Source organism: Schaalia turicensis (assembly GCF_019380255.1).
Classification (GTDB): Bacteria; Actinomycetota; Actinomycetes; order Actinomycetales; family Actinomycetaceae; genus Pauljensenia; species Pauljensenia turicensis_A.
On the sequence record NZ_CP048928.1, the window covers coordinates 1017867 to 1043547 of the forward strand.

Annotated in this window: 14 protein-coding genes and 1 tRNA gene; 8 read left to right on the top strand and 7 right to left on the bottom strand. The window is 54.8% G+C overall.

What is annotated here, in order from left to right; all coding sequences use genetic code 11:
* Nucleotides 1–38: 38 nt before the first annotated feature.
* Nucleotides 39–1553, top strand: a complete 1515-nt coding sequence (locus tag G5S47_RS04375; protein ID WP_219585165.1) for a hypothetical protein — start codon at nucleotides 39–41, stop codon at nucleotides 1551–1553.
* A 125-nt stretch (nucleotides 1554–1678) separates the two neighbouring features.
* On the opposite strand, the gene G5S47_RS04380 is transcribed toward G5S47_RS04375, so the two are convergent.
* Nucleotides 1679–2293 carry a cation efflux transmembrane domain-containing protein gene (locus G5S47_RS04380; RefSeq protein WP_219585166.1) on the bottom strand — a complete coding sequence of 205 codons (615 nt, stop codon included), beginning with the start codon at nucleotides 2291–2293 and terminating at the stop codon, nucleotides 1679–1681.
* 255 nt (nucleotides 2294–2548) lie between these two features.
* A complete protein-coding gene (locus G5S47_RS04385) occupies nucleotides 2549–5365 on the bottom strand; it encodes a Cna B-type domain-containing protein (protein WP_219585167.1) in 2817 nt (938 codons plus the stop codon).
* Nucleotides 5366–5779: 414 nt separating this feature from the next.
* Between G5S47_RS04385 and G5S47_RS04390 the strand changes: the two genes are divergently transcribed.
* On the top strand, nucleotides 5780–8617 hold the full coding sequence (locus tag G5S47_RS04390; protein WP_257878512.1) for a Cna B-type domain-containing protein: 2838 nt from the start codon (nucleotides 5780–5782) through the stop codon (nucleotides 8615–8617).
* A 182-nt stretch (nucleotides 8618–8799) separates the two neighbouring features.
* On the opposite strand, the gene G5S47_RS04395 is transcribed toward G5S47_RS04390, so the two are convergent.
* On the bottom strand, nucleotides 8800–9636 hold the full coding sequence (locus G5S47_RS04395) for an ADP-ribosylglycohydrolase family protein (protein ID WP_219585169.1): 837 nt from the start codon (nucleotides 9634–9636) through the stop codon (nucleotides 8800–8802).
* A gap of 216 nt (nucleotides 9637–9852) precedes the next feature.
* On the opposite strand from G5S47_RS04395, the gene G5S47_RS04400 reads away from it, so the two are divergent.
* The 5 genes from G5S47_RS04400 to G5S47_RS04420 all read left to right on the top strand — a co-directional run bounded on the left by G5S47_RS04400 (nucleotide 9853) and on the right by G5S47_RS04420 (nucleotide 15651).
* The gene (locus G5S47_RS04400) at nucleotides 9853–11280 is read left to right on the top strand and encodes a purine-cytosine permease family protein (RefSeq protein ID WP_219585170.1); all 1428 of its coding nucleotides are present in this window, start codon (nucleotides 9853–9855) and stop codon (nucleotides 11278–11280) included.
* A gap of 29 nt (nucleotides 11281–11309) precedes the next feature.
* Nucleotides 11310–13070, top strand: coding sequence for an adenine deaminase C-terminal domain-containing protein (locus G5S47_RS04405; protein WP_219585171.1), 1761 nt, complete (start codon nucleotides 11310–11312; stop codon nucleotides 13068–13070).
* A gap of 8 nt (nucleotides 13071–13078) precedes the next feature.
* A complete protein-coding gene (gene add / locus G5S47_RS04410) occupies nucleotides 13079–14077 on the top strand; it encodes an adenosine deaminase (protein ID WP_103631843.1) in 999 nt (332 codons plus the stop codon).
* Between the two features lie 387 nt (nucleotides 14078–14464).
* The gene (locus G5S47_RS04415) at nucleotides 14465–15295 is read left to right on the top strand and encodes a class I SAM-dependent methyltransferase (protein ID WP_006681150.1); all 831 of its coding nucleotides are present in this window, start codon (nucleotides 14465–14467) and stop codon (nucleotides 15293–15295) included.
* A gap of 2 nt (nucleotides 15296–15297) precedes the next feature.
* Nucleotides 15298–15651: a cupin domain-containing protein gene (locus tag G5S47_RS04420; protein WP_219585172.1), complete on the top strand. Its 354-nt coding sequence runs from the start codon at nucleotides 15298–15300 to the stop codon at nucleotides 15649–15651.
* A 440-nt stretch (nucleotides 15652–16091) separates the two neighbouring features.
* Here G5S47_RS04420 and G5S47_RS04425 read toward each other — a convergent pair whose 3' ends face one another.
* From G5S47_RS04425 to G5S47_RS04435, 3 genes are all read right to left on the bottom strand, one after another.
* Entirely contained in the window at nucleotides 16092–20195 is a 4104-nt protein-coding gene (locus G5S47_RS04425) for a ZmpA/ZmpB/ZmpC family metallo-endopeptidase (RefSeq protein WP_219585173.1), read from the bottom strand.
* Nucleotides 20196–20459: 264 nt separating this feature from the next.
* Nucleotides 20460–20533 (bottom strand) — tRNA-Val (locus tag G5S47_RS04430).
* 84 nt (nucleotides 20534–20617) lie between these two features.
* Nucleotides 20618–21016 (bottom strand): DUF3052 domain-containing protein, encoded by a 399-nt coding sequence (locus tag G5S47_RS04435; RefSeq protein ID WP_006681152.1) that lies wholly within the window; start codon nucleotides 21014–21016, stop codon nucleotides 20618–20620.
* A 282-nt stretch (nucleotides 21017–21298) separates the two neighbouring features.
* Here G5S47_RS04435 and aceE point away from each other — a divergent pair, with 282 nt between their 5' ends.
* Nucleotides 21299–24037 carry a pyruvate dehydrogenase (acetyl-transferring), homodimeric type gene (gene aceE / locus G5S47_RS04440; protein ID WP_179369696.1) on the top strand — a complete coding sequence of 913 codons (2739 nt, stop codon included), beginning with the start codon at nucleotides 21299–21301 and terminating at the stop codon, nucleotides 24035–24037.
* A 135-nt stretch (nucleotides 24038–24172) separates the two neighbouring features.
* Here the strand turns inward: aceE and aspA are convergent, their stop codons facing one another.
* Nucleotides 24173–25636, bottom strand: a complete 1464-nt coding sequence (aspA, locus tag G5S47_RS04445; protein ID WP_219585174.1) for an aspartate ammonia-lyase — start codon at nucleotides 25634–25636, stop codon at nucleotides 24173–24175.
* Nucleotides 25637–25681: the final 45 nt, after the last annotated feature.

Consider the following 25681-nt stretch of genomic DNA (forward strand, 5'->3'; position numbering starts at 1 on the left):
GGGTGATCACGATGTTTCCATCGAATACAGGAGGAACAATGAAGAAGTGGTTACGCGCCACAACTGCTTTCGCAGGCGCGGCAGCACTGACATTGGGAGGCGCTGTTGCCGCTGTAGCAGCACCCAGTGTTGACGACGGTAGCAATGTCAAGACCTTCAAGGTTACCTGGAGTGACAAAGTAAAACGGTACGACCCGGCGCTTGAAGGCACCAAAGTCGAGATGCATCTATACTGTCCGGTCTACGAATTTAAAAACGGTGAAGAAACCGGTGACGTACTTGACTACGAGTGGCCAAAGCTCACACTCACCGTTGGCACAGATCAGCAGATTCCACTCGACGTGAACCTCGAGAATCCCAAGTACGCGGGTGTTGACAAGATCGGCGTTCAGGACTGCTTCCAATATCGCAACGATAAGTGGGGGTGGGGGCCGAGCAAGTTCTCTTTTGGAACTGGATATAGTAATGGCGTGCAACAACTGGCTATGGACCAGCAGGTCAATACCGATTTCACGTTTAAGTTGGTTGAAGGCGAGTGGGATGGGGAAACCTACCTTGGGGTAATACCTGAGGGAAAGGCTCCGAAAGTAAGCATCGGGCTAAAGCGGACTTACGAAGGTGAAACCGCCCCTCTTGAACTTAAGAACGGCAAACCTGCGGTAAACACCTATGTTTTCGCCGATGGGGATTCTCATAGGCCTTCTGCCGAACTCACTGCTACCAATGAAGATACTCCTATTACCCGCGCCTCCATTGGTAATAGCCTGGACATGTTCTCTGGATACACGGGTCGTTACAAGTGGTACCAGTTGACAGCGTCGATTGATGATCCAGAACAGGCTAAGCTTTTCCGTATTGAAAGCGTTGAGGGAAACGAGTCCGATGGTTGGACAGTTAATCTCAGCTCTGCTGTCCGCAAGATTACCCCCGAGGCTCCGACCGTTGCAGATTCCAACAAGTGCGGAGTTGCTGGCACGGTCAAGATTCCTGAATCTAAGTACTTTGACTACGAGCAGGTTCAGCAAGGCACCACTGTCTCGGTAGCGGCGCTACTGAAACCGGATTTCAAGGACAAGTTCGTGGTTGAGGGTAAAACGGAGTGGGAGCTCAGCGTCGCTTCTCAGCCGTGCCCACTCGATCCAGCTGAACAGTTGGCAACTCCTGCTGCTCCGAAGCTGATTAATCCTTCTGCTGATGATCCTTCTTCTTGCACCGTCGAACCTTACGTGACGATCCAGGAGACCGAGGGCGTGGCTTACACTGTTACTTCGAATGGCGTTGAGCTGAAGGCTAACAAGGACGGCAAGTACATCTACCCGTACAACTCGAAGGTAGAAGTTAAGGCCTCCGCTCTGGCTGGTTACTTCTTTGCTGACGACGCTGTAACCGAGTGGACCTGGGACAGCCACGATACTGCGATGGACCCAGCATGTAAGCCGGCTGAGACAAAGAAGAAGCTCGCTAAAACTGGTGCTGAGGTCGCTTCCCTCGTTGGCCTGTCTGCCGTGCTACTCCTTGCAGGTGGCGCGCTAACCGCACGCAAGTTCATGTAACCAACGAGCAACACGCAACCTGCCTACAGCGCAGTAGTTGCACAGAACCCCCGGAAGGGGAGCTGAGATCACTTAGCTCCCCTTCCGGGGGTTTGCTTTACCCACCTTGCCATTCCTATTTGCACTCAGTCGTCATCGAGTTCAAGCTCCGGAGTTTCTGCACGAGCTTGCTCAAACACTTCTGCCGCAGCCGAGAGGTTGATGAAGCCGATAACAAGACCAACCGCGATGTCTGGCCAGGGGCTGAACCAGAACACCATGACAACGCCAGCGGCAAGGATCAAAAGGTTTGCGAGCACATCATTGCGGGCGGCCAGCCAGGCACCTCGCACTAACGCTGTATCGTGCTTACGCAGTTGCAGTAGTAGTAGCGCGCTGGCGAGGTTGATTAGCATTGCAATAATGGCGGTTACCGACAAGGTGAGTGGCTCCGGCGCCTCCCCGGAGATCATTTTCCATATCGCGGTGCCAAATGCCGCAACTGCGGGAATGAGGATGAGGCCGGCCAGGCCGTAACTGGCTTTCCTCCTGCTTGCTACCGACCAGCCCAGGGCGGTGAGCACAAGCATGTTAATGAGGAAGTCTTCAAGGAAGTCGGCGGCATCTGCAAAGAGTGCGACTGAGCCAATGATTGAGGCGATCACCAGTTCAATGATGAAGCCGATGAGGTTTAGGATGGCAACCCAAGCAACGATTCGCCGGGCACGAGTGTCAAGATTCTTAGCGGTATACACGAGCATAGATTGTAGCTAATATCTTCAGATGCTTCGCGAGTCATCTTTTCCGCTGCGCTGGTTCTTATTGGTACGCGCTGGTTCCCTCTGACGGGGCACTAATCGAACGAAGTTAATGTGACCGGATAACGATAACAAAACACCTTCCGGGGATTAGCCGGAAGGTGAAATGTTGTGCATGACTAGCTCTGAATAATGAGGAAGCCAGTTACTGTGAGCCGGGTGGCCCCCCACCGTTTAGCGGGGGCCACCCGCACTTGCTTATGCGCGACGACGCTTGGATACAGCCCAGATTCCCGCAGCGAGCAGGGCCACGCCCACTACTGCCAGGCCTTGAACTGCTGCACCGGTGCGAACCAACGGAGGTGGGGTGTCCTTGGTGTTAGTAACCACGTATCCCTCGGCTGCACTACCACTGATAGAGGGGGTGTAACCAGGAACCTCTACCTCAACCACCGTATAAACGATCTCAGTCTTTTCGCCATCAACCGTCACATACTTAGGTAGGTCGGTAAACGTCCCCTTCCAGCCATTCTCAGCAGTCAGTTCCAAAGACTTATCCGTCTGCTGACCATCAGCCAACAAGTTGATAGTCACAGAACCCGGACGATCAGCCTCCACATCACCAGACCACCGCTTCTCAACAGGTACCGAGATAACTGGCGGAGCGTCCTTGGTGTTAGTAACCACGTACCCCTCGGCCGCGCCACCGCTAATGGAGGAGGTGTAGCCAGGAACCTCTACTTCAACAACCGTGTAAACGATCTCGGTCTTCTTACCGTTAACCGTCACATACTTCGGCAGGTCGGTAAACGTACCCTTCCAGCCATTCTCGGCAGTCAGTTCCACAGACTTATCCGTCTGTTGACCATCAGCCAACAAGTTGATAATCACAGAACCCGGACGGTCAGCCTCCACATCACCAGACCACCGCTTCTCAACATCAATCGACGTGGGAGGTTCGTTAACGATCTCGACCTCGATCGTCTTTGTGTCTTTGTTTTCCGTCACTACTGCGCCGTGAGACATGTAGCCATCGACGTCATGTTCGACGAAGGTCAGCGGGATCTTCTCGCCTGTCGCGGCGCCAATAAGGGTACTTGGATCGGGATAGTTGGCTAGCTCAGCCTTCCAACCATTCTCCTTTGTGAGCTTGATGGTCTCAAGTACCTTGTCCCCCAGCTTCACGTCCACCGAAATGCTCTCGGGGCGATCCTTGGGATCATCATTAGCCCACTTCTTTTCCAACTTCAGTTCCCACGGTTCAGGTTCGCCGAAGGTCAAAGTACCGTTGTTTGCGATACCTCCACCCGACATTCCTGTGCCGGTGGCTACGTTATCGGTGATCTTCACAGTCGCAAGAGTCTCTGCAATCGCCTTAGCGTCCTTAGTTGGCACCGACTTGAAGGCAATGTTGTTAGTAACTGTTTCGTTTGGTTTGATGGCAGTGTTGTCCCCATCAGCTGAGTAGCGTGGGACCTGGCTTTCAGCGGACCAGTTACTGTGAATATTGTATATGGAACCGTCCTGGAACCAAGCGCGGGGGCTTCCGCCGAGCATACGCTCAGTAACCTCGACCGCATGGCCCGCTACTGGCTTATCGAATTCGTGCTTGATGATGCTGGCGAAATCATCACCGGCACCGGCGAGTGTCCCCTTGACGACGTTAGGAGCCTCGTTATCAAAAATCGCTACGCCGCGCGTCACGTGCATAACGGTTGAACCCGTGGGGCAATTCCACACGCCACCACCTTGAGCGCTTGCAGGATGGTTACCAGCGCCTATCACGAAAACATCCTTGATTTTATTACCGCGTATAAGGCCGTTATAAATCGTCACCTCGGCCTTGGTGTCGTTGTACATCGCCCCGCCGCCCCAGAAGCCTTGCGAGGTGTTACCACTAAATTCTGCGGCGCGGATCTCGGCCTTTGTGGTTCCGCCAAAATATATACCCCCACCAGATAAGGCAGCGGTATTAGAGCTAATATCTGCGCCACTAATCTTGACCTGAATTTCACCTTCGGTATGGATTGCCCCGCCGCCATCAAATGGTTGCTTATTGCCATTGGCCGCGTTCTTTGTAAACGTCGCGCCTTCTATAATCAGCGAACCACCATCTTGGTATACACCGCCACCACTGCGTGTGGATACGTTCTCTGTAAACGTTGCGTCGCTGATGTTCAGCCTGCCTCCGACTTGATACAGGCCGCCGCCATCACCTTTATACTCCCCGTTGTTGTTGCCTTGAACAACAACGCCACCTGACAGAGCAACGTTGCTATTGATAAAGGCAAGAGCCCCACCGCGCTCCGTAGAGTTCTGCTGTAGAACCCCTCCAGTTATTTTCACTGAGGCATCTTCACCGTAAACTGCACCGCCATAGCCTTGGAATCTGGGGTGACTAATAACGTTTCCAGTTAACGTTCCGCCCGACATCTCGAAAGTACGCGTTCCGCCGTCGCGCGACCATAAACCAACAACACCACCGCGTAGCAGACCCGTGTTATTGCTCAGCGTTCCGCCTTTTACTCGCACGGTGCCGTTATAAGCCGTGATAGGAGCGTACTTCAGCTTTTCAACCCCCGCCGGGAGAAGTTTGCCGGACTCATCTGAAACGTTGTTTCCCGAGAACTCGGCTTCTCCACCAATGGTCAGGGTTCCGCCATTAACAAAAACGACCGGGCCGGTTACCGCAGTGTCGCGGATCGCGCCGCCTACAAGGTTCATATCGCCCGCAACGCTAAACTGTGCATTGGTGAAAGTCGGACCGGATAGGGTGAGTGTTCCACCCTCTTCTACCGAGAACAGCGGAGATCTATTTCCGCTGATCTTTCCACTACCCGTGAAGGTGACTTGTTTCCCCGCGGGCACAACCAGCGGCTGAGCACCGTCCTCTACGGTGATTTCTGATGCGATTGACAGTTCTGTTGACTCGCCGTCACCAAGACCCTCTACCGCCGTAATAATGTCGTCCCAAGAACTAATACCGGCTGCTTGAGCTACTCCCCCGGACAACCCGACTGTTGCCAGCACTGTGGCCAGCAAAATCCCGAATGACCGCACCCAAGGGCCTCTCATTATTTGCTCCTCTCATACGAGCGACCTCCGGTCTGCTCAACAACGGGCCAGATTACGCGCAACGTAACTTCGAGTCTTTCACATATGGGACTCAATTCCCAAGTCTTTTCGCGATCATTTGGCTTAGCGAGATTTCTTGTGTTTCCGGCCACTTTCACGCCGGGCGACATGCCGGATCGTATCTGACGATCCCCGCTAGGTGTTGGCTCGCGTTGTGATTATTTTGTCTACACAAAGTAGTATCTTGTTTCTTCGCGATTCCTCTGACAGTATGGCTTTAGTCCTACTAAGCTTTCCGGCCATTTTCCGAGGCTCTTCTTGCGCTCTAAAGAAAGAAGAAAAGTGAAAAGCACAAAGCGTTACAGTTTTCTCCCCGCCTTGTGGGCAGCATGTCTAACAGTATTTCTAGTGGTGATGGGCACCGGCCTTCCTCCGGTTGCCGAGGCCGCGCCAGAATCCCCGGACCGGCAGGTCCTCAAGTGCTATGAAGAGGGTCGGGTTCTGTACTGTGAGCCGGACCGCTTAGAAGAACTCATTGCGCAGGCTGGAACTACTCCGACCAGGATTGAAATTGGTAACGGTACCGAGACTCTGCTGACGAAGACTATTGTCATTCCCGCTGGCGCAGACATTGAGCTAGTGGACGCAGACATATCTCCGTGGTCATCAGAAAGCAAGATTATTCGTGATGACGGTGATTTCACCGGCAGCCTACTGAAGGTTGAAAAGGGCGCAAAACTCACCCTCTCTGATGGCACCGGAAAAGGCGAGGGCATCACTATCGACTCGCGCGCACAATACGACAATGTTGTGACGGGCTCCAGCTTCTCACCCACGATTCTTGTGGAGGGCGAACTGGTGATGAACGCGGGCACCGTTACTGGTGCGCGGAAGCTGAGTGGCTTCTATCAAGGTGCTGTCACGGCGCAGGGCGAAGAATCTAAATTCATTATGAATGGTGGAACGATCACCGATAATCACCGCCTGAAAAACAACCCCGGAAGCGTTCAGCGTGGCGCAGGTAACGTTGCATTGAATTCCGGCGCCACGATGGTGATGAACGGTGGCGAGATCTCCAAGGGCGAAACAGATACATCGGCGGGCGCTTACGGTGAAGTAGGCGGAATTGGCGTCTTTAACGGTGCCCACCTAACAATCAACGGTGGCAAAGTCACGCAAAACACGGGGTGGATTGGGAATATTAATGTGTTCTCCTGGATCTGGGATTGCCCAGCGCGTGATGAAGACACGACGTCAACGCGAGCAACGTTCGAATTCAATGACGGTGAGATCTCAGAAGGTGATGCAAGCTTTGGTGGCGGTGGCATAAACATCTTCGGAAATGCCGACGTCACGATGAACGGTGGCACCATCGAAAAGAACCATGCGAGCAATGGTGGCGGTGTCAATGCTATGGATCTATTCGTGAAGGGCGTGGATAACACTGGGAAGGAAGTTGCCGCGGAGGGTTTCACGTGCACCAAGGCTGAATACCGCGAACCGAATACGGAAGCCTGGACCAAACTTTCCCCCGGCGGCTTCACTATGAATGGCGGTAGCATTATCGGCAACAGTGCTTCCCGCACAGGTGGCGGCGTAAACGTGGTTTCCAACGGTGTACACCTTAACGCAGGTACGATCGAGGGAAATACTGCTAGCCAACAGGGTGGCGGTATCTACGTTGCAACCAAGTCGTACACCGCCCATTTCAAGGACACCCTCATCACCAAGAACAGCGCAACCGACGGAGGCTGGGTTGCAGTCGGCGGCGGTGTGTGGCTCTGCCCCACAGGGAGCATGCTGATACACGTCACGAACGGCGTAGCGGTATTCGATAACGAATCCCCAACGACTGCTACCGATCATCACTGGGGCGATGACATTGCGCATGATGCCTATGGAGGCTCCACTTCCGCACGCATGCTTATCGATTCGCACATGCTAGGTGGCGGCGAACCTACCCTGTATAAGGATGGCGGATTCAATCAGCCTCGTTTCGATGCCGAGAATCCTGGTAAGAAGCAGGTGTTCGATGGTGAGGAGAGGGAATCCGACGAAACCAGTGATTATCGGACCTCGCTTCACAACGCGGGCCTCAAGACCATTACTGACCAGAACGCGAAGAATAACGCGAACTCCTGGGCAAGGTTGATTATCACGAAGAACCAGTCTCCGCGCGGTGGCGGTATTGGCTCAAACGGTGGACTTGAGTTTGGAACCCCAGAAAAGACCGAGGTAAAGGTTTCCAAGGCGTGGAAGGACTCTAAGGGCAACGACCTTGTTGACGAAGCTTCTAAGGTTGCTGTCAAGGTGCAGCTGGTGGGATCAGTTGGCGGTGAGAAGTTCTACATTGGCCAGCCGGCAGAGCTCAATGCTGACAACAAGTGGACGCATACGTTCAAGGACCTGCCCAAGACCAAGACCGTCAAAGGTGAGCAGGTAGAGGTCACGTACTCGGTTGAAGAGCAGGGCGTTGACGGAGCCAACACAGTTAAATTGGAGGGCACCGCGCAGGACGGCCTGAAGATCACTGCCCCACTAGCGATGTCACCTGTAAACGTGCAGCTCCTGCAATCTACCGACGGCATTAACACGAGCCCCGTGGGTGATCCAGTAGTGCTAGATGAGACGAATGACTGGACACATATCTTCGAAGGACTACCAACCACGAAGACCACTGGGGACGAGGATTCCGAGAACACCGAGGAACTCAATATCTCCTACTCCGTCAAGGAGCTGGGCGTGAGCGGATTTACCATCAAGGTAGAAGGTGATACAGAGAAGGGCTTCACTGTCACGAACACCCAGGTACCTCAACCCACACAGGTGGATGTGACCAAGGTGTGGAAGGACAATAAGGGTAACGATCTTGACGCGGGTTCAACAAAACCGGTTAAGGTCCAGCTGACCAGAACAATCAATGAGGAAACCAACCCGGTTGGTGACCCTGTCGAACTAAACGCTGAAAACGAATGGAAGCACACGTTCACAGATCTGCCTCGGTTCATGATCAGCGACGGCAAGCGCGCAAGAATCACTTACGCCGTTGAAGAGCTCCCCGTTGACGGCTTCACCTCTACGGTTTCGGGCAATGCGAAGGATGGCTTCACCATCACTAACGTGAAGAACCCGCCGACGGAGAAGCCACGCAAACCGATGCCACGCACTGGTGCTGAGATTGGCTCGGCTATTGTCCTCGCACTTGCCCTGCTTGGTGGCGGCGTAGTGCTCGTAAGGCGCAACCGGGAATAACACACCACATGCGTCGCCCAATAAACCGGGGAGCGCATAGCCCGTAATAGTTTGGCCGGCCACTTCAAGTGAAGTGACCGGCCAAACTCATTTAAGGAACGTTGCGCATAATCTTTGCTCTACTCCCCGTACAGCGCAAGGCTCGGCAGTACCGTGACGGCGCGTAATGGAAGCAGGCTCGCCTAGAGCTCGGCTAGACCAGCCTCGTAGGCAATCACATACCCGCGAAGGTCTTGGGGAAGGTATTCGAGGGCGGTATCGGACATCAATCGCATTTGGGGGTCTACTCCCCCGTTGTGCTTGTAATACGCCCAGGCGATCGAACCGGTGATGGCCCCCATGGTGTCGGCGTCACCACCCAGCCAGATGGTGTTTCGGATTGCCTGCTCAAAGCTTTCCGATTCGAGGAACGCCTGGATCGCCTGCGGCACGGTTTCCTGGCAGGATTCGTAAAATCCGTAGGTGGGTTTGATTTGTTCGATGGTGAAGTCGAGGTCGTAGAAGTTTTCGCGAATGTAGCCTGCTATCTCCTGCTGTGTTTTACCTGTTTGCGCTAGGTAGATCGCGGCAGCTACAGCCTGCGCGCCTTTAATCCCTTCGGGATGATTGTGTGTGACTTCCGCACTGGCCTTCGCTAAATACAAAGCCTCTTCAAGGCTGGTGGCAAGTTCTGCCGCTGCACACACCCGCATCGCACTACCGTTGCCCCACGAGTTGTAAGGCTCTGGATTCTCTTCGCCTAGCCACATCCCAAAACTGCCGCCGTATGCGCCTTTCGGGTCTGGAAACCTGCGCCCCATCGTTTGCATGTGCGATACGAGGAGGTCGTGCAGGTTCTGCTCCGATCTGCTTCGCTCATCGAGTGCCTGGTAGTCCTTGATGGCCATGGCAACCGCGATGGTCATCAAGGAGTCATCAGTGAAGTCCGCTGCTTGAGGAAAAAGCTCAAAGTCGTAGGTATCAACGGGCTGGAACTCATAGTCTGAGCCCACAATGTCACCAATAATCGCGCCAATCATTCTCTGCTCCCTGTTCAACTATTGTTGCCGCGGATAGGCATTCTGCATCCAGCTTCGGCAACTATCTTTCGCTTTGCAATCCACTCTATTTCTTTAGGGACGGCGTTAAACCAGAAATCGCTTTACAGCAAGTTGAATCGGCCTAGGCGGTTCTATAAACTCGAGATCGGATCCTAACCCAGTTCGGCTGGGCACCTTGAAAACTAAGGAGACAATTTGTCAGATCCAGAGGCTCTTGAAACCTCTTCAGGTATCGATCAACAGGGCATTGATCTCGTGCCGCAAAATCGTCGGCACGGAAAAGCTATCGACTTATTCTTCCTCTGGGCCGGCACAACCACGAACATCTTCACCGTCTCTTACGGCGCGCTGCTGGTGATTCTTTTCGGCCTCAGTTTCTGGCAGGCTATCGCGGCGATCGTCGTCGGCAACCTAATCGCCTACCCGCTGTTGGCGCTGGCCTCGTTGCAGGGCCCCAAGACCGGCACGACCAACATGACGATCAGCCGCTCTAGCCTGGGTCCTCGAGGCGGACGAGCAAATGGCCTGTTCTCGTGGCTGATGTTGCTCGGCTTCGAAGCTGCCGGTCTGGTGCTCGTTTATTACGCGATTGCCGCGCTACTAGGCATTTTCGGCGTCGATATCTCGGGCGTTACGCAGGTCGCGGGCATCGTGGTGCTCGGCCTTATCCAAATGCTGCTGCCGCTGATCGGCTACAACTTCCTGATGACAGCGCAGAAATTCGCCACGATCATTTTCGCCTGCGCGTTCGTAATCCTGGCAGTACTGATCCTGCCCAAGGTAAACATCGCGACGGGCGAGGTAGGCGCCGACATCAACGCGATGATCAGCGCGATCAGTCTAGTAGTGGTCTCCGGCGGCCTGAGTTGGGCATGCTCCGGCTCGAACTTCTCACGATATTTGCCCGAAGAAACCAGCCCGTTATCGGTTGGCACCTGGGCCGCGCTGGGCGGTTTCGTGCCGTACCTCTTGCTGCAGAGCCTAGGCGCCGCCATGGCTACGGTCGCAGTCGGCCCCGACGTTGACCTCTCCGACCCGCTAGCCGTTCCCGCGATCTTGCCTGCGGGGTTCTCTGTGCCGTTTCTACTTCTAGTGGGCTTCGGCCTGATGGTACAAAACGGCACCAACCTTTATTCGTCGTCACTTAACCTGCAGACCGCCGGCATCCCGGCAAAGCGCCCGGTGGTTGTCGTCACTGACTCGATCATTTGCATCTTGATCACTATCTTCGCGGTCGCCCAGTCGTCGTTCTACGCGCTGCTGAGCGCCTTCGTCGGTTCGCTGAGCGTCTGGCTAGCACCTTGGATCACGATCTACCTCGTCGATTGGGTCATGAGATGCGGCAATTACGATCTGGCTGGCTTGATGAACGACAAGGGCGGGGTCTACTGGGGCGTCGGTGGCGTGAAGCTGCCCGGATTCGTCTCGCTGATTGCCGGAATGATCGGTTCCGCGCTATTTGCCAACACCGGATATTTCATCGGCCCGATTGCAGCTGCGATCTCGCCGCAACACCCGGAATATGCCCCTGACTTGGCGATTCCCGCCGGGATAGTGGTCAGCGGCGTCCTGTTCATAGCACTCACAATCACCAATAAAAAGAAGAACTTAGGGATCGCGTGACCGCGCGCCCGTAAAGCTAAGGAGTAAAAATGCCTAACCGGCACGTAATGGATGTGGCCTACGGCAGGGCACATGCTGACAAAATCATCGAAAACGGCAAGCTGGTTAATGTCCTAACTGGCGAGATCTATCCAGCAGACGTGGCCATCGCGGACGGCCGTGTGGCTGCCGTCGGCGATGTGTCTGTGCAGAAGGGCCCCAATACCGAAACCATCGACGCCGAGGGCCGCTACCTGACCCCGGGTTTGATCGACGGCCACTTGCACATCGAGTGCTCGAAGCTCTCTGTGACGATGCTCGCCGACATGGTCGCACGTTATGGCACCACCTCGGTCATCTCCGGACTCGATCAGGTGTTGGTCGCCGCAGGCATTGACGGCGTCAAGGAGTTCCTGGCGGAGGCCGCCGACTCGTCGGTACACGTCTGGTGGGGAGCACCGGCTAAGGCGCCCTACACCATCCCCGAGTCCAACGTCGGTTATGCGTTCAAGGCCGAAGACCACAAGATAGCCCAGGAGCTGCCCGAGTGCGTCGGCCTCTGGGAGACGGTTCAGGAGATGGTTGAGGACGGCGACGAGGACGTTCTGGCCGCGATGGACATGGCGGAGAAGAACCGACTGCACGCCTTCGGCTGCGCGCCTCTGGTGGACGCCCGCAGAGTGGCTGGATACGCCTCTTCCGGGGTCGTCCTATGCCACGAGTCTTACTCGCCTGAGGAAGAGCTGGAGAAGATGCGCAACGGCATCGACATCATCATCAGGGAGTCGACCGCGGCCCCGATGCTGCGCGAGAACATCAAGCTGGTCACCGAGATGGGCGCCCCGAGCGACCGTGTCGGTTTCTGCACCGATGACATAACCTCGAGCGATGTGCTTGGCCGTGGCCATCTCGACTACGTGGTTCGCCTGGCCATCGAGTGCGGCGTGACCCCGATGCAGGCAATTCAGATGGGCTCGATCAACACCGCTCGCATGTACAAGCTCGATCACAAGATCGGCTCGATCGCGCCCGGCCGCTTCGCCGACATCCTGTTCGTGGACGACCTGAATGACTTCCGACCCGCACGCGTGATGACCGCTGGCCGCATCGTCGCCGAGAACGGCAAGTCGGTCGTAGCTCCGGTGGCGCCCGAGCGCACCTCGGTTGTGACCGACACCTTCAAGCTGAAGGAAGTGGACGCAAGCCGCATCAAGGTCGAGGCCGAGGGCTCCAAAGCAGTCGTTCAGGCGATAGTGCTCAGCAAGGACGTGGCCTTCCGCCGTCCCGGCGTGGAGATCGAGCTGGACATCGTCGACGGCGTGGTTCAGCCCTGCACCGAAAAGGACGCAATCATGGTTGCCGTCGCCGAGCGCTACGGCAAGACCGACAACCTGCCGGTTGCCTTCATCAACGGTTTCGGTATCAAGAAGGGTGCGATCGCGACCTCCAACTCGCCAGATGACAACAACGTCGTGGTGGCCGGAACCAATGCGGCAGACATGGCCCTCGCCATCAACGAGGTGACTAGGCTTGGAGGTGGCCAGGTGGCTGTTGCCGATGGCGAGGTCATCGGCAGGTTGCCACTGCCGGTAGCCGGCATCGTAGCTGACATTCCAGCTGAGGAGATGGCCGCTGCCGAACAGGAGATGGATCGCATCGCCCGCGAGGAGTTGGGCAGCGATCTGCCGTCGCCGTTCGGCCAGCTGTTGTTCCTGTCGATCACCGCAATCCCGGAGTGGGCGATCACCGATCTGGGCCTGATCGACTGCGTCAAGTTCGTCGTCACCGATCCTGTAATTTCCAGCAACTAGGACTCAAAGTGAAGATTTCACCCTTCGTTCAGAAACTGCCCAAGGTTGAGCTGCACCTACACATCGAGGGCACGCTCGAGCCGGAGCTGAAGTTCAAGCTCGCCGAGCGCAATGGCATCAAGCTCGCCGAGGAAACCCCCGACCAGGTTCGCGAATCATACGATTTCGACGATCTGGCGTCCTTCCTGGCTGCGTACTACGACGGCATGAACGTGCTGCTGACCGCCGAGGATTTTTACGACCTAGCCATGGCATACCTGAGCAAGGCAGCCGAGCAGAACGTGCGCTACGTGGAAATATTCTTCGACCCCCAGGCGCACACCTGCCGTGGCGTCTCGTTCCACACCGTCATCCATGGTCTGCACCGCGCCCAGGTCGAGGCCGAGAAGAAGTTGGGCATCAAGTCGGCTCTGATCATGTGCTTCCTGCGCGACTTCCAGGCCGAGTATGCGATGGCCACGCTGACCCAGGCCCTGGATTACAAGCACTGGATCATCGGCGTCGGGCTGGACTCCGACGAAACTGACAATGCGCCCGAGAAGTTCGCCGAGGTCTTCGCTCGCGCTCGCGAGGAGGGCTTCCTGTTGACTATGCACGCCGACGTCGACATTAAGAACTCGATCGAGCACATCCGCCAGCTGATCGAGGAGATCAAGGTTGACCGCATCGACCACGGCACTAACGTCATCGAGAACCCCGACTATGTGCAGTATCTGGTGGACAACAAGATCGGCCTGACCAGCTGCCCGATTTCCAACACCTGGGTTTCGGACGGCTCCAAGACTCAGCTGATCAAGCAGTTATCTGACAAGGGAATGAAGATCTGCATCAATTCCGACGACCCTGCATACTTCGGCGGCTACATCGGCGAGAATCTGCAGCTAGTTGCCGATGAGTTGGACGCAGACGAGGACTTCCTCAAGCAGCTCTGCCTGAATGCGGTGGATATTTCGTGGGCCACCCCAACGCTCAAGAATCAGCTGCGGGAAGAGATTGCCGCCTGCTAAACCTTTCCAGCAACATAATTGGAGCCTTGGCTCAATGAAGCTGTTCCCCCGCACAGCGCGAAGCTCAACACCCCATCTACGTTATTAATAGCTAGCTTACGGATTGCCGCGGACGTACATATGGAGAACGAGGTGCTCCGGCGGGTTGCGCCATATCTGTCGCAGGCGCATATCACGCCCACAAAATAGTGTTCCCGCTCGTCCGTGAGATGGCCGCAGCCGACGCCCCTGTCAGGCTGCCGTCTATTTTGTCTTTGCTGGAGACTTCGGCACCAAGAAGTTGGTTTAAAGTGCGCGAAACTCATTCAAAGTCTGCGCAATCCTCTCTAACAACACAATGCACCCTTAGGTTGGGCTTACCTAATTCGTTCTAGTACTGTTGGCATCATGGACACAGATAAGAATGAACCCCGCCTTCCGCAAAGTGACCGGTCAACTCGTGTTGCGGCAGGCCATTGGGTGCTTGCCCGGGCAGGCAAGCGAGTTTTACGCCCGGGCGGATTGAAACTAACGAATCGAATGTTGGATGCGGCCGATCTATCTGGCAAGAAAGTGCTGGAATTCGCTCCGGGATTGGGACGTACGGCCACGCTCATGCTTGAGCGAGGAATCGCCTCCTACACGGGCGTGGATCAAGATCCAGATGCCGTCGCACGAGTGCAGGCAATGGTGGGGCCAAGGGGCACAGTTGTCAATGCAAATGCGCAAGACACCGGCCTTGAGTCCGAATCAGCTCAGGTTGTGGTTGGTGAAGCGATGCTGACCATGCAAGGCGATAAAGGCAAGCGAGAGATCATCGCCGAAGCGTTCCGACTGCTTCAACCAGGCGGTTGCTATGCGATCCACGAACTTGGACTCACCCCTGACAGCATAGACGCGGCGTTTGCGGACCAGTTGCGACAGCGCCTAGCCCGCACGATTAGGGTTAATGCTCGCCCTCTTACTCGCGCTGAATGGTGCGGATTGTTAGAACAGTCGGGTTTTTGTATCGAATGGGTGGGATATGAGCCGATGGCTTTACTGTCCCCACGTCGTAATCTAGCCGATGAAGGCATAGTCGGAGTTGCGCGAATTATGCGTAACGTTGCGCGTGACAAGGATTTGCGTCGCCGCATATTGGATATGCGCGCAACGTTCAACGAATACCGCGACAGTTTAACCGGCATCGCTATCGTCGCGCGCAAACCCACCGCTAGCCTGGAAGAAAAGGAGATTTGATTATGACTGAACTCAAACCATCATCAGCAGGCGCGCTGGGGTTTATTGAAAACCTTGCGCAGCACGTTGAGTATTGTGCGAACTCAACCACTTCTACAACGCTCATGCGCGCTGAGGGGGTGAACGTGGTGTTGTTCTCGTTCGACGAGGGAGAAGAACTATCCGAGCACACCGCCGCGATGCCGGTGATTGTTCAAGCCCTTGAAGGCGAAATCGAAATCAGCGGAGACGGTAAAACGGTGACGTTGCGTCCCGGCGGAATGGTGCATTTTCCTACGCGCCTACCACATGCGGTTAAAGCACTAACCAAAGCAAAAATGGTGCTTTACATGATGAGCCGACCAGCGGCGAACTAAGTAATTCACGCCAATTCGCGCAGGAGCGGACGGAACCGGTCCGCTCCTGCGCGTTGACTTTAAGGTGGCGTTGTCGGGCTTGTAACGGCAGTGGGCTTAACAGTATTGATAACGTGGCCAAACGTTGAGAGAAGTTTGAAGTGTCCAGGGCTACTTCAACCCCCGAAAGCACGCGGAACAATAGAAACAAGAAAACACGGTCAACACATAAACCAACTGAACCTAATTCTCAGGCCACTCCAAGTTTAAACTCAGTCTCGGCGGGAAAACCCTCTTCTAGCACCAATCCCTAACAACACAAAACACTCTAAAAACAATCCGCACCCTCAAAAGCCCTATAGCCCGATTGGGCGTATTTCTTGGGGATCAGCAAACCCCGTCACCGCTCGATCGCGACGGTGACGGGGTTTGCACGCAAGGTAGACCGGGTTCAAACCTCGTTACTGGATGCGCTCAGCTTGACGCCTGCGTCTAAGCAGCAATACGCCAGTAGTGCTGAGGAAAACGAGAGCTACTAACGCGGCCGGGCCCACAGAAGAACCAGTATTCGCTAATACCGGTGTCTTGCCTGCGGTTTTTGGAGCGCTCTGAGTCGAGTTTGACGAGGAATTGCTCTGCTGCGAAGGGTTACTGCCAGGTTCTCCTGTACCTGGATTAGGCGTAGTTCCGGGTGTCTCTTCACCTGGCTGTGTGCCGGGTTCACTAGGTTCGGTACCTGGTTGCTCGTCAGCCTTTACTATCACTTTCAGGGTGATTTCTTCACTGCTGCCGTCTTCATACGTAACGGTCGCCACTGCCGAAAGCTCTCCTGCTTCGTCGGTACTGGGGGCATCACCTTTCCACCCAAAGGTGACCTTAGTTAAATCAGCTGGAGCCTTCCCTTCAAATGTAATGACCGTACTCAGCTCCGGCAGGTTCTCACCTTTTTTCACCGTGATCGGATCGGCTTGCGGAGTATAAACATCTTTATCAGAAACAGTCTCAGCTGGGCCCAAATCTTCCCAGCAGAAATCGCCCGAATCCTTCGCTACCCCAAAGTTGTGGGCGCTCGTGTTGTTTTCGAAAACAAAGCCGTCTTTAGTTTTCGCAATCAGCTCTTTTGCTTGGTTGATTTCCCAAGCAATCTGATCGGTATCGTCAGGCTTAATCCATGTGGCATTTGGCTCTGCTTTCCCGTTAGCCACCCATTTATTACAAGGGTCGTTCACCTGAGGGATCTGCGGAATCTCTACCTTAATCAGGGGTTTAGCATTAACGCTAATACCCACGACAATGTCTTCGCTGCTGCCGTCTTCATAAGTAACCGTGATGGTTCCCTCAATCGCACCGACTGTATCCGTGCTAGGTGTCGGCGCCTTCCATTCGAACTTTACCTTATCTAAATCGGCAGGCACCTGACCGGGAGTATCCGGGAACTTCACCACATCTTTAGGTAGCGGAAGCATATCTCCCACTGTCAGAGAAATCGGGTCAGCAAACGGGGCGTACCGATCCTTGTCACTCACGCGGGTAAACGTAAAGTCCCACGAGGAAGTAGCGGAGGGTTTAAGGCTATAACCGTCCTTCGCCCTGGCAGTGACGGTAACCTTAACCGGAGCGTTCACATCAGCCTGATTGGGGCCAACATTTACCGTTCCAGTAACCACTGTCCCGTCAACCACGTATTCAACGCCCTCTACCTCAGGTACCGTGTAGCTACCGATATACAGATTTCCTTCATGTGTGAAATCGTCATCTGCGCTGGTAGGGGCTTCCGGGGTCACATAGGCAACAAAAGTCCACATGCCAATAACAGTTTCGTCTTTAGCTATGTTCGTGATTGTCGCAGGCTCCCAACCCTTGAAGTCATAAATCCCCTTATCGGTAACCACCTGCTTCTTCCCCGGTTCAACCAAGGTCACCGTGCTACCAGCAGCAATATCAGTTTGCGAGGCTGGTAGGAGCTTTTGCACCTCCCTGGGGAGGGCGTCGAAATCGTTAAAGCGGTAGCTAACCGTGTAAGTCTTCGGGGCGTCCTTATAAATGTTGGTAGCAAACTGATTAGTGTTTGCTTTATACGCTAAGAAAACTGCACTCTTTAACTGTTCCACCTTCGTATTCGTGGGCAACGTGCTGTACCAACCCGAATTTAGCAGACGATTATTCTTCAGGTCGTCTTCCACAGCAGCATTCATCAGCTCTTTAAGCTGAGCATAGGTAGTAATCTGCTGGGGCTTCCCCTCCCAATCAATAGTGATTGGTTTTAAGTTATCTTTCTTTGCAATCCGGTCAGCGTACTGGGCTTTTTTGAAAGCCGCCATAGTGGGATAAGTACCGCCACTCACCTGAGAAATAATCACGTCGTCGCTAAACTGAGTATTTTGCGCAACATTGCCTGGTTTTAACTGATTAGACAGGTAAGGAACCATACCCTCGTAGTAGCCGTATGCCGCAAGCATCTCCCAGCTCAAGCGCTTAGTGTGTATATCCCCGCTCATACCGGTCGGATTATGGGGTGCTCCATAGATAGGAGTAAACAGCGGGATCGCATAGTAGCCGTTATATTTAGCGGTACCGGTTACTTTCTGCCCATCAACCATGAGTCGATAGGCAACCGCGTTCGTATCTACCAGGTCATTGATTGTTTTAAGATTCTTCGCCTCATCGACAGTGATATTGTCAAACTTTTCATCTTTGCCAGACAAAGTAGCTTTATTAAACAACTTTACTTTTGTGGCATCGTCTTTAGACAAAGCTACGTCGGCTTCCAAATAATCCAAGGTATAGATTAAATCCATCTGGTTGCCGTAATAGGTTTTCAAATCCTCGGCTGTCTGGAAACGATCCGGATTCTCATTCCCATAAGTGTCTTGCCCAGTGCGGTCAAAAATCTGGTTGAGGTCGAAGTTCGCCCCTTTATCCGTATCGTCGTTCTTATGCCACGGCTCGAACACGCCTCGAGTAATCAGTTCGGCACTCGCGCCAGAACGCTGACCATATCCCGCAAAATGAACTTGATTCGCCATTTGGTGGGTGTGTTCGTGAGCGTAGGTGGTCAGCCCGCGATCATCTAGACCATTGGCCAACCAGTAGTGGATTTGTCCGCTATTAATGTCGGCCACTCCATCTGCCTGCGTGAAAGTAAAATAGTAGCCCAACGGTGTCATAAACTCTTTAACTCCGCTGGCAACTCCTTCACCCTGTTTAGGCGACCAACGCTTTTGAGCAGAAATCTCATTTGGGTTCTTAATCTGCTGGTTATCCCATACGCGACGGTTACCTACCAGTTGTGCGCGTTTATCCTCTTTTGCTATGCGATACCAAAAATCCAAATAGTCGGCGTGGCGGTCAGCGGCATACTCGACCTTGTTTTCAAACTCCTCTAGCTCGGCAATATAAGCATCTCGATCGGTATCTTTGAGCGTTCTATTCACATAGGTATCTGTCAGACCGTACATGATGGATTCCGCCGTCGACACCACATACATGGAGTTCTCTGACACGTTCAACAGGGCAAGTAGCTCAGCCTGACCGCTCGGTTCACCTTTGAGCTTATCGAATACCCTATATGAAGCAGTTGGGTTTGCCTGAGACTGTTTTTCGAAAATGACAGCTTTAGAAGTCTTCCAAAACCAATCGGCAGGATTCTGACCTGTCTTGGCTACCTGCTCATTGAGGAACGATCCCAAATCAGTCTGGTCAGCTATTTTCCCGCCTAAAACATCTTTAAACAGTTGAGGCGTAGAGAGCATTTTGCGCTGGTTAGCATTCTGCTGCCCAATAGTTTTGACGACGTCGAGGGGAGCATATTCCTTCCCGAAAGCATTATTTTCCGTCATCATTTGCCGGGCAACCGTAACACCTTCTTTGAGGTTAAATCCGTAGTTACGTTGCAGATAGGCAAGACCAACCAGAAATCCAGCAGTATCGCTTCTAATTGCGTTTACATAGTAGGCTGCGTCTTTGTTCTTCCCATCTGCCACGGCAGAATCTGCTTTTAGCATGAGGGGAAGGACTGTTGGTAAGTCTGCTTTGATTTGGTTGAATGCGCCTTCCATATCGGAAGCGAGCAAGTACTCTTCTTGTAGCGCCTTGAGTACTACATCATCCGGGACTTCGTTAAGGGAAGGATACTTATCTTTATTATCCTTCCAAATCTCAACTTTTTTGTTGAGTTTCTCGGCTCCCGTGAAGTTGGTCTTTGCAAGTTTCGCCCTGATGGCTTCATCACGAAAATCAACTGTTTGCAAATCGCCCAGGACCTGGTTGAGCACTTGCTGAACCTGTTGCTCTTCTAAAGCATCTGCCGCATAGGCACGAGGGAGGACCACCGAACCTGCAATAGTCAGCATTAAGAGAGTTCCCAAAGTTAAAGCCAACAGTTTAGATAGGCCACGCTCAATCTTTCCACGTAACAGAACAGAGTGACCCCTCATATTTCTCCAATGCACTTTCTTGCGAGAATTACCATCAGCAAAGACTTTTGGATTCAAGCCCAGACTCTTGTATTTGCTTCCCAAATTATCCCCTAAGATGCCGTGCCACCGCAATAAATCACTGCGCATTGCCCTTACAAAGCCAAACGACGCCTCCTGGCGACAATCGGCGCTGTCATCACCGGTTTATTCGAGATGAACGTCTCATTCCCCGTCCAGCACGACCTCAACGCATAGAAATACATTTGAGTCTTCGCGCTGATACTGGGAGTTTTCAGTGCACTGATCCTGAACTGGGTGATCTACAAGCGCTGACCTTGAGGGGTTATTCACGAGGTTTGCGCGGGACTCTCGGCGACAAAACGCAAAGGAAAAACACGTGGGTACCAAAAGTGGGCCCGGCCGGATTCGAACCGACGACATCTGCGGTGTAAACGCAGCGCTCTGACCAACTGAGCTACAGGCCCGTTACCCGCACACGCGCGGGAACAGTCGAAAGCATACTGGACTTGCGTTTCTCGCGCGAATCCCAGTGGCTCTTTGAGACTAAATCAACGACCCCGAGGACGAGCCGTCAAACGAATACCCGCCCAGTCATTACCAACCGAGGCAGCGGACGTGGAATGCAATCCCGCAACCTTCGCAGCTTCTTCAACATCAGCAACAGGAACGGTTCCAGCACGACCCGGCTTCGGGATGAAGACCCAGATCAAACCACCGTCATCAAGGTTCGACAGAGCATCAACCAGAAGGTCGGCAAGGTCATCTTCTTCAGCATCATCTGCACGCCACCACACGATGGCACCGTCAACGACATCTCCGTAGTCCTCGTCGACGAGCTGTTCGCCCGTCTCGGATTCAATGGAGACGCGAATCTGCTGGTCAGCATCATCGTCGACGTAAAATTCTTGAACAATCTGTCCCGGTGTGAAACCGAGGCTCACCGCCATGATGAACAACCACCCTTCGGCGTGAGCGCACGGAGCGCTGAAGTATCTAACACCCTTTTATCGTATTGCACATCACTGCTGAAACTCCATTTGTCCACGCCGTGAAGACCAGCGGAAAGGTCGAGCACATCTTCCCGATGGCACAGCGTGCAATAATGAGGCATTACTCATGGGTCAGAAGTCCCTGTAGGGGTCGCATGAAGAGCCCGAACAGTGGACAATAGGAACAAGGTCACGAAGCCGTGCACCACCGTAAAAGCTAAGCAATACCAGAGGGGATTCGTGAGTCACTTGAGCGAAAACCATCCCGTTGTTAACGGCCTGATTAGCCAGGTTCCGGACAACGATCCGGCAGAGACCGCCGAATGGATTGAGTCGCTGTCCGGATTGATCGACGAAAAGGGTGGTCCGCGTGCCCGCTACATCCTGCTTCACATGCTGGATCAGGCACGCCACCAGGGCGTCCATGTTCCGCAGGAATACACGACTCCTTACGTCAACACCATCCCGGTGCACGAAGAGCCCTACTTCCCCGGTGACGAGGCCATGGAGCGCCAGTACCGCCGTTGGATCCGCTGGAACGCAGCCGTCCAGGTGACGCGCGCACAGCGCCCCGGCGTCAAGGTCGGCGGACACATCTCGTCCTACGCATCCGTTGCCACCCTGTACGAAGTTGGTTTAAACCACTTCTTCCGCGGTAAGGATCACCCGGGCGGTGGCGACCACGTCTTCTTCCAAGGCCATGCCTCTCCGGGCCCCTACGCACGTGCGTTCGTCGAAGGTCGTCTTTCCGAAGAAGAAATGGACGGCTTCCGTCAGCAGGCATCGACCGAACACGGTCTGCCCTCGTATCCGCACCCGCGCCAGCTCCCCGACTTCTGGGAGTACCCCACCGTCTCCCTGGGCCTCGGCCCGGCAGAAGCCATCTATCAGGCATGGTTCGACCGCTACCTGCACCTGCGTGGCATCAAGGACACGTCGCAACAGCACACCTGGGCATTCATCGGTGACGGTGAAATGGACGAGCCTGAATCGCGTGGCATGCTCCAGCTTGCCGCCCAGCAGGGCCTCGACAACCTGACCTTCGTCGTCAACTGCAACCTGCAGCGCCTCGACGGCCCGGTCCGCGGTAACGGCAAGATCATCCAGGAACTGGAAGCCTTCTTCAAGGGCGCCGGCTGGAACGTCATCAAGGTCATCTGGGGCCGCGGCTGGGATCAGCTACTCGCCTCCGACAAGGACGACGCTCTTGTCCACATCATGAACGACACGCTCGACGGCGACTACCAGACCTTCAAGGCCAACGACGGCGCATACGTTCGCGAGCACTTCTTCGGTCGCGACCCGCGCACCAAGGCCATGGTTCAGAACTGGACCGACGACCAGATCTGGGCACTGCAGCGCGGTGGCCACGACTACCGCAAGGTCTACGCCGCTTACAAGGCAGCGATGGAGCACACCGGCCAACCGACCGTCATTCTGGCGCATACCATTAAGGGCTACGCTCTGGGTTCGCACTTCGCAGGTCGTAACTCAACCCACCAGATGAAGAAGCTGACGCTGGAAGATGCGAAGCAGCTACGAGATCGTCTACAGATTCCGATCACGGACGCAGAGCTCGAACGCGATCCCTACATGCCTCCGTACTACAAGCCGTCTGAGGACGATCCGGCACTCCTCTACATGAAGGAGCGTCGCGAGAAGCTTGGCGGTTGGGTTCCCGAGCGTCGTGACGACCGTCAGCCGAAGCTACCACCGTTGCCGACCAAGCCGTTCGAGGGTCTGTCGAAGGGCTCCGGCCCACTCGAGGTCGCAACAACCATGGCACTCGTTCGCCTGTTCAAGGACCTCTTCAAGGACAAGCAGGTTGGCCGTTACTTCGTCCCGATCATTCCTGACGAAGCTCGTACCTTCGGCCTCGACGCGATCTTCCCGTCCGCAAAGATCTTCAACACGCACGGCCAGAATTACACGGCCGTTGACGCTGACATGATGCTCTCCTACAAGGAATCCGAGCAGGGTCAGGTTCTCCACACAGGCATCACCGAGGCCGGCTCCGCCGCTGCCTTCCAGGCTGTTGGCACCGCATACGCGACCCACAACCTGCCGATGGTTCCCGTTTACATCTTCTACTCGATGTTCGGTTTCCAGCGCACCGGCGACCAGTTCTGGGCTGCCGGCGACCAGATGGCGAAGGGCTTCGTCATCGGTGCAACCGCTGGTCGTACCACGCTCGCCGGCGAAGGCCTGCAGCACATGGATGGCAACTCACAGGTTCTGGCTTCCACCAACCGCGCGTTCGTCTCCTACGACCCGGCATACGCCTACGAACTCCGTTACATCATGGAGGACGGCCTGGCACGCATGTACGGTGAGAACGATGGTCGTGACCCGAACGTCATGTACTACATCACCGTCTACAACGAGCCGATTCACCAGCCTGCAGAGCCTCAGAACGTTGACGTTGAAGGTATCAAGAAGGGTATCTACAAGGTCGAGGATCACTCAGGCCAGGGTCACAAGGTCCAGCTACTCGCTTCCGGCGTGGGTGTGCCGTGGGCACGCGACGCCAAGCGCATGCTTGCTGAAGACTGGGGCGTTGATGCAGCCGTGTGGTCAGTTACCTCGTGGAACGAACTGCGACGCGACGGCCTGGATGCCGACGAGCACAACTTCCTCCACCCGGAGGAAGCACCGCGCACCGCGTACCTCACGCAGAAACTGGCCGGTTGCGAAGGCCCATTCATCGCAACCTCCGACTTCGACACGCTGACCCAGGATCTGATCCGCCAGTGGGTGCCCGGCGAGTACCGTGTGCTCGGTGCCGACGGCTTCGGTATTTCCGACACCCGCCGTGCAGCACGTCGCTTCTTCCACATCGACGCTGAGTCGCTGGTCGTTCGCACCCTTCAGACTCTCGCCGATCAGGGCAAGATCGATCGTAGCGTCGTTGCTCAGGCAATTACGCGCTACGACCTGTTCAACTGCGGAATCGATTCTGTTGCAGACCAGGCACACTAAGACGAACTACTACCCTGACGCGGCGCTCAGTCGCCGCGTCAGGCCTCGTCAATAAGACAAACGAAAACTGCTGGGATGCTCACCCGAGTGTCCCAGCAGTTTTTTATGCGCCGAGCGTGCGACGCATATGAACGATTACTCTTCGTCCTCCAATTCCACGACCGACGGGTCGCCACCCGAGTAGTATCTCATGTCGCGGTACTTCGGGCGCAACAGGTTTTCAACGCTGAGCAGTTCATCCAGCGCAGCCTCGTCCAGAAGTCCCATTTCAAGAACAACCTCGCGAACGTTGCGACCACTACGCGCACACTCGCGACCAACCGCGTCACCGTTCGCGTGCCCGATCACCTCGTTAAGGTAGGTGACAATACCGATCGAGTTCAGGACATTGTTACGACAGACATCCTCGTTTGCCTCGATGCCGATGACGCAGAGCTCACGCAGGGTCCGTATCGCGTTCGTCAGCAGGTTGATGGACTCAAACAGAGTTTGGCCGATTACCGGCTCCATGACGTTCAGTTGCAACTGGCCAGCTTCAGCCGCGAAGGTCAGCGCCACATCGTTGCCCATCACCTTGAAGCACACCTGGTTCACGACCTCCGGGATCACCGGGTTCACCTTCGCCGGCATAATCGACGATCCGGCAGCGCGTTCAGGCAAGCGAATTTCACCCAAGCCCGCACGAGGTCCAGACGACAGAAGTCGCAGGTCATTGCAGATCTTCGATAGTTTAACCGCAAGACGTTTAATGGAGGCGTGCATCGACACGTAGGCGCCAGTATCGGAGGTTGCTTCCAACAGGTCGTCCGCTCCCCTGATCGGCAGTCCCGTGACCTCACGCAGGCAGTGAACGACGGTGTCCTGATATCCGTCAGGAGTATTCAGGCCAGTGCCAATAGCGGTCGCACCAAGGTTAACTTCCAGCAGTAGCGCCGAGTTGTTACGCAGACGCGGGATCTCTTCACCCAAGAGCACACTGAATGCTTCAAACTCTTTGCCTAGGCTCATAGGGACGGCATCCTGTAGCTGAGTGCGCCCCATCTTGATGACATCGCGGAACTGCAAGCCCTTCGATGCGAAAGATTCGATCAAACGCTCAAGTTCATCCACCAGATCGTCGACCTTCTTGTACAAGCCCAAGCGGAAGCCGGTGGGATAGGCGTCGTTTGTCGACTGAGACTTGTTGACGTGATCATTCGGGTTGACGTACGCGTAGCGTCCCTTCGCGTACCCTAGGTGTTCCAGCGCAAGGTTAGCGACAACTTCGTTTGTATTCATATTGACGCTGGTGCCCGCACCACCTTGGAACACGTCGATCGGGAACTGATCCAAACAGCGCCCATCTTCCAGGATTTCGTCGCACGCCCAAATAATCGCATCGGCGATTGTGTCGCTCAGTGTCCCCAGCTTCCGGTTCGCCATTGCTGACGCTTTCTTGACGGCAACCATGCCACGGACAAATTCAGGTTCCTCAGCGATTGTCGAACCGGAGATCTGATAGTTCTCGATTGCGCGGAGCGTGTGAATACCCCAGTAAACCTCGAGCGGAACTTCTCGTGCGCCCAAGAGGTCTTCCTCGATACGCTTCGTTGCCCTCACCTGCGACTCCTTCGTCTGTGGTTACGTGTACTGAGCGATGCTTGT

Coding starts and splice junctions, on each gene's coding strand:
- G5S47_RS04375 (WP_219585165.1), top strand. CDS start 39: ATGAAGAAGTGGTTACGCGCCACAACTGCTTTCGCAGGCGCGGCAGCA.
- G5S47_RS04380 (WP_219585166.1), bottom strand. CDS start 2,293: ATGCTCGTGTATACCGCTAAGAATCTTGACACTCGTGCCCGGCGAATC.
- G5S47_RS04385 (WP_219585167.1), bottom strand. CDS start 5,365: ATGAGAGGCCCTTGGGTGCGGTCATTCGGGATTTTGCTGGCCACAGTG.
- G5S47_RS04390 (WP_257878512.1), top strand. CDS start 5,780: ATGGGCACCGGCCTTCCTCCGGTTGCCGAGGCCGCGCCAGAATCCCCG.
- G5S47_RS04395 (WP_219585169.1), bottom strand. CDS start 9,636: ATGATTGGCGCGATTATTGGTGACATTGTGGGCTCAGACTATGAGTTC.
- G5S47_RS04405 (WP_219585171.1), top strand. CDS start 11,310: ATGCCTAACCGGCACGTAATGGATGTGGCCTACGGCAGGGCACATGCT.
- G5S47_RS04415 (WP_006681150.1), top strand. CDS start 14,465: ATGGACACAGATAAGAATGAACCCCGCCTTCCGCAAAGTGACCGGTCA.
- G5S47_RS04420 (WP_219585172.1), top strand. CDS start 15,298: ATGACTGAACTCAAACCATCATCAGCAGGCGCGCTGGGGTTTATTGAA.
- G5S47_RS04425 (WP_219585173.1), bottom strand. CDS start 20,195: ATGCGCAGTGATTTATTGCGGTGGCACGGCATCTTAGGGGATAATTTG.
- G5S47_RS04435 (WP_006681152.1), bottom strand. CDS start 21,016: ATGGCGGTGAGCCTCGGTTTCACACCGGGACAGATTGTTCAAGAATTT.